This window comes from Selenomonas sp. oral taxon 892 str. F0426 (assembly GCF_000468035.1).
GTDB lineage: Bacteria > Bacillota > Negativicutes > Selenomonadales > Selenomonadaceae > Centipeda.
Map to the genome: position 1 here is coordinate 6,951 of NZ_KI260518.1, position 4,249 is coordinate 11,199.

General features: G+C 44.1%; 4 protein-coding genes. 2 read left to right on the forward strand and 2 right to left on the reverse strand.

Annotation, left to right across the window (positions count from 1 at the left end; all coding sequences use genetic code 11):
* Positions 1–1,450 (forward strand): terminase large subunit (locus HMPREF1992_RS00755; protein WP_021683888.1); only part of this gene is annotated, 1,450 nt, incomplete at its 5' end.
* 70 nt (positions 1,451–1,520) lie between these two features.
* On the opposite strand, the gene HMPREF1992_RS00760 is transcribed toward HMPREF1992_RS00755, so the two are convergent.
* Both HMPREF1992_RS00760 and HMPREF1992_RS00765 read right to left on the reverse strand, forming a co-directional pair.
* Entirely contained in the window at positions 1,521–1,874 is a 354-nt protein-coding gene (locus HMPREF1992_RS00760) for a hypothetical protein (RefSeq protein ID WP_021683889.1), read from the reverse strand.
* A gap of 267 nt (positions 1,875–2,141) precedes the next feature.
* On the reverse strand, positions 2,142–3,284 hold the full coding sequence (locus HMPREF1992_RS00765) for a hypothetical protein (protein ID WP_021683890.1): 1,143 nt from the start codon (positions 3,282–3,284) through the stop codon (positions 2,142–2,144).
* A 403-nt stretch (positions 3,285–3,687) separates the two neighbouring features.
* Here HMPREF1992_RS00765 and HMPREF1992_RS00770 point away from each other — a divergent pair.
* The coding region (locus tag HMPREF1992_RS00770; protein ID WP_021683891.1) for a phage portal protein at positions 3,688–4,249 on the forward strand (562 nt) is incomplete at its 3' end.

Here is a 4,249-nt window from a genome sequence, read left to right on the forward strand (position 1 = left end):
GCAGGAGCGCATTATCCGAGACATTTTCGGAATTCTGAAGCCGAACGGCTATCGGCAGTTCAATACGGCGTATGTTGAGCTGCCCAAGAAGCAAGGAAAATCAGAGCTCGCCGCCGCCGTCGCACTCCTCCTTTGCTGCGGCGATTGGGAGGAGCGTGCCGAAGTGTACGGCTGTGCCGCTGATCGTCAGCAAGCAAGCATCGTATTCGAGGTCGCAGCAGACATGGTGCGGATGTGTCCTGCACTCGGTAAGCGAGTAAAGATCCTCGCCTCACAGAAGCGTATGGTCTATCTGCCGACGAACAGTTTCTATCAGGTGCTCTCGGCAGAGGCATACTCAAAGCATGGATTCAATATCCACGGCGTGGTATTCGACGAGCTTCACACGCAGCCGAACCGCAAACTCTTTGACGTTATGACGAAAGGTTCCGGCGATGCGCGAATGCAGCCGCTTTACTTCCTCATCACTACGGCGGGGACGGATACCCAGTCCATCTGCTACGAGACACACCAGAAAGCGAAGGACATTCTCGAAGGGAGAAAGATCGATTCGACCTTCTATCCCGTGATCTACGGCGCAAAGGAAGATGAGGACTGGACAGACCCCGAGGTCTGGAAGCGGTCGAATCCGTCCCTCGGCATTACGGTCGGCATGGACAAGGTACAGGCCGCCTGTGATTCCGCACGGCAGAATCCCGCTGAGGAGAACAGCTTTCGGCAGTTGCGGTTGAATCAATGGGTAAAACAGTCCGTGCGCTGGATGCCAATGGATAAGTGGGATGTGTGCGCCGCACCTGTGAATGCCGAAGCCTTGGAAGGGCGCGTCTGCTACGGCGGTCTTGACCTTTCGTCGACAACGGATGTTACGGCATTTGTGCTCGTATTTCCTCCGAAGGAGGAGGATGAGCCGTTCGCAGTGCTGCCGTATTTCTGGATTCCGGAAGATAACATGGAACTTCGCGTGCGGCGCGATCATGTGCCTTACGATGTGTGGCAGAAGCAGGGCTTTCTTATGACCACGGAGGGCAATGTCGTGCATTACGGCTTCATCGAGAAATTTATCGAAGAACTGGGCGAGAAATACAACATCCGCGAGATTGCCTTCGACCGCTGGGGCGCGGTCCAGATGGTGCAGAACCTAGAAGGCATGGGCTTCACGGTCGTTCCCTTCGGACAGGGCTTCAAGGATATGAGTCCGCCGACGAAGGAGCTGATGAAATTGACTCTGGAAAAGAAAATAGCGCACGGCGGGCATCCCGTCATGCGCTGGATGGCAGACAACATTTTTATTCGCACCGACCCTGCGGGCAACATCAAGGCGGACAAGGAAAAATCCACCGAGAAGATCGACGGCGTGATTGCGCTCATCATGGCACTCGATCGTGCGATTCGCTGTGGGAACGATGCATCCGCATCTGTTTATGATGAGCGGGGGATTTTGCTGCTGTGAATCTCCATGGACATAGAAATTTTTTTGTGTTGTGTGGATATGGATGAGCAAAAAGGTTTATTAAGGAGTATTACGGTTGAAAATACGTGATGCTTCCAATATCTTTTCCATCTTTTTCAAATCTGCCAAAAATCCATTTTTCCGGTCGATCCATAAATACTTTGAATACAATTAAACCAAAAAACATAGCTGCATGCGTAATGTTTTTTCGGCAGGCAGTGTGATAAATAGGCTCAAAAACCGTATCTGTCCAATCGCTTCCAGGCATCCAGCCGGCGGTATGAATATCACCAGCATCAATTCTACGATTCAAATCATCTTCAATTGCCTCATAATCTGCATCAGAAAGTCTGTTGCGCCATGTATTATAGTCCTTTGGATGAGGAAGTGTTGTGACCCTTTTACCTTCAAGTGATTCGAGCATAAAATAACCTCCTAGAAAATATTTCAACAATGGCTTTCACCGGATCATATTCATATGTAGAATGTTTAGTCACCTGTGGGGACAATGGTTCGAACAACCTTCATCGACGCATGACCTGTCATTTTATAGCAGGACGCTGATGTGAAATATGTCGCTCCCAAGTTCTTTGCTAAATTTTTCTGTTTATCAACCTCATAACCGAACCTGAAACGCTTTAATTAAATACAAAAAGAAGATTAGTGATTTATTTTCACTAATCTTCTTTTTTTAATAAATTTGAGGTTTTCCACTAACTCCGTTATCTTCGTAATCTTTAATAAGTTTCATTAAAGCATACATGAAACAAGCGTCATTTACAGCTTTACTATAATAATTTAGTTTAGCGTTATGTGTTTCAACAAGCTGGTTGTAAATATTTTCGACATCATCTTTTGGTTCGTCAAACAAAGCAATTACTTTATATCCTCCATAAATATTTGGCGAACGAAACACAAGTGCTGATTTATGTAACTTATCTCCATTAAAATCCTCAAGATGAACATACTTTGTGTTCATAATTCCTTTATCAATCGCAAAAGCAAACTGACCAAAGGCATAAGTTACAATATAATCAATGAACTGTTGATTCTGTACTTTATTGTATAAATCTTCAGGTCGCAATCCTTTATAAAGCAACGTCCTGTTTGGAGAAGACAATGTTCCTCTGCTTTTTTCAAATATGTATTTATTCACAGAATCTCGTTCGGATATTGACTCTCCTGCTTGGACTCCTGCATTGAAGAAAGCATCATGATAAGCTCCCCAGCTACATTCTCCAATTTTTCCACAAGTATCTAATGAGTATTCATTTGCTTCTCGTTCTTTATTTTCATACACAACAGCTTGGTTTAAATCAGTTGGGTTAAGATAGGCGTGCCCCAAAACACAATGACCTGTTTCATGGCCAATGACAAAATAATAGAAACTGTCTTTATATATGTCATGTGAAGCAGAGATGTTATATTTTAAACCCGTAAATATAGTCCCCATACCTGCTGCTGTAGAGTTTTTATACCCATCAATATAGATAACTGGACGAACTTTCGTCTTATAGTCATATACGCTTGTAAATTGTCCATAAGAAAGCCCGTTGACCTCCATAATGCGTTTTTGAATATAAAGAATCCCGTCACTTGCTTGCGCTTGTTTTGCATTCTTATTTGTTGAATAAGGACTGTTTTCAATTTTGTCTTGAATTGCCGCATTAACCTGTCTTTCTAACTCAGCAACAGACGAAGGGGGGTTCATATACTTTAAATATATACTTTCTCGAATCTCGGCGCTTGCAACATTATCTGTTACATTAACACCACAAAAAACGCTTGCAATAGACAGCGCCATTGCAACTTTTTTAACTGAACTTTTTACCATTGTAATTACCTCTTTCTTTTTTTCGTTTTTAAAACAATTTATATCGAAATTTTATTTATTTCGAGCTTTCTTTTAATAAGTATACTTCCGAATTAAATTTTGTGCAGAAAAATCGTGCTGTAACTTATTTCGTTCCCAAAACGAAAGCAAAATCCTTTTTACTTTAATAACATATGCTGTATCCGTTATAATTACTCATAATGGTTTTTATGCCTTAAAGCAAAAAACTAAGTTCGGTATCATATCTTTAAAGGGGAGGTGTGTTCTGTTTTTACTGATAGTAAAAGCAGAAGGTTTTATGTTTTGTAAAAAGAAATCAAATTTGCTGCAATTAGGGTTGTCATTCACATAAATAGTATAACATACGTGAAAACAAATATCTATAAAAATTGAGGAGGTTTCCATGAACCTATTCAGCAAACTCTTCCGTTCGCGGGACAAGCCCAGAGATCATCTTGGAGGCTTGTCCTTTTTGTTCGGGCAGACGGCGGCGGGTAAGGCGGTCAATGAGCGCACTGCCATGCAGACGACAGCAGTCTACGCATGTGTGCGCATCCTCGCCGAATCCATCGCAGGATTGCCGCTTGCTATCTATCGTCGTTCGGAAACTGGCAAAGAAATCGCATACGAGCATCCGCTGTATTTCCTGCTCCACGATGCGCCGAATCCTGAGATGACGAGTTTCATTTTGCGCGAAACACTCATGGCTCATCTCCTCCTGTGGGGGAATGCCTACGCACAAATTTTGCGGGATGGCAGGGGGCGTGTTCTCGGACTTTATCCGCTGCTCCCGGATAAGATGGAAGTCAGCCGCGACAGCCGCACGGGTGAACTTTACTACACCTACACGAGAAGCACGGAGGAGAATCCGAATTTTGCGGACAAGGGGCAGATTCGTTTGCGGCGTGAGGATGTGCTCCACATTCCGGGGCTCGGCTTTGACGGACTTGTCGGCTATTCTCCCA

Bases quoted from the DNA above. Each gene is read 5' to 3' on its own strand.
- HMPREF1992_RS00760 (WP_021683889.1), bottom strand. From the start codon at position 1,874: ATGCTCGAATCACTTGAAGGTAAAAGGGTCACAACACTTCCTCATCCA.
- HMPREF1992_RS00765 (WP_021683890.1), bottom strand. From the start codon at position 3,284: ATGGTAAAAAGTTCAGTTAAAAAAGTTGCAATGGCGCTGTCTATTGCA.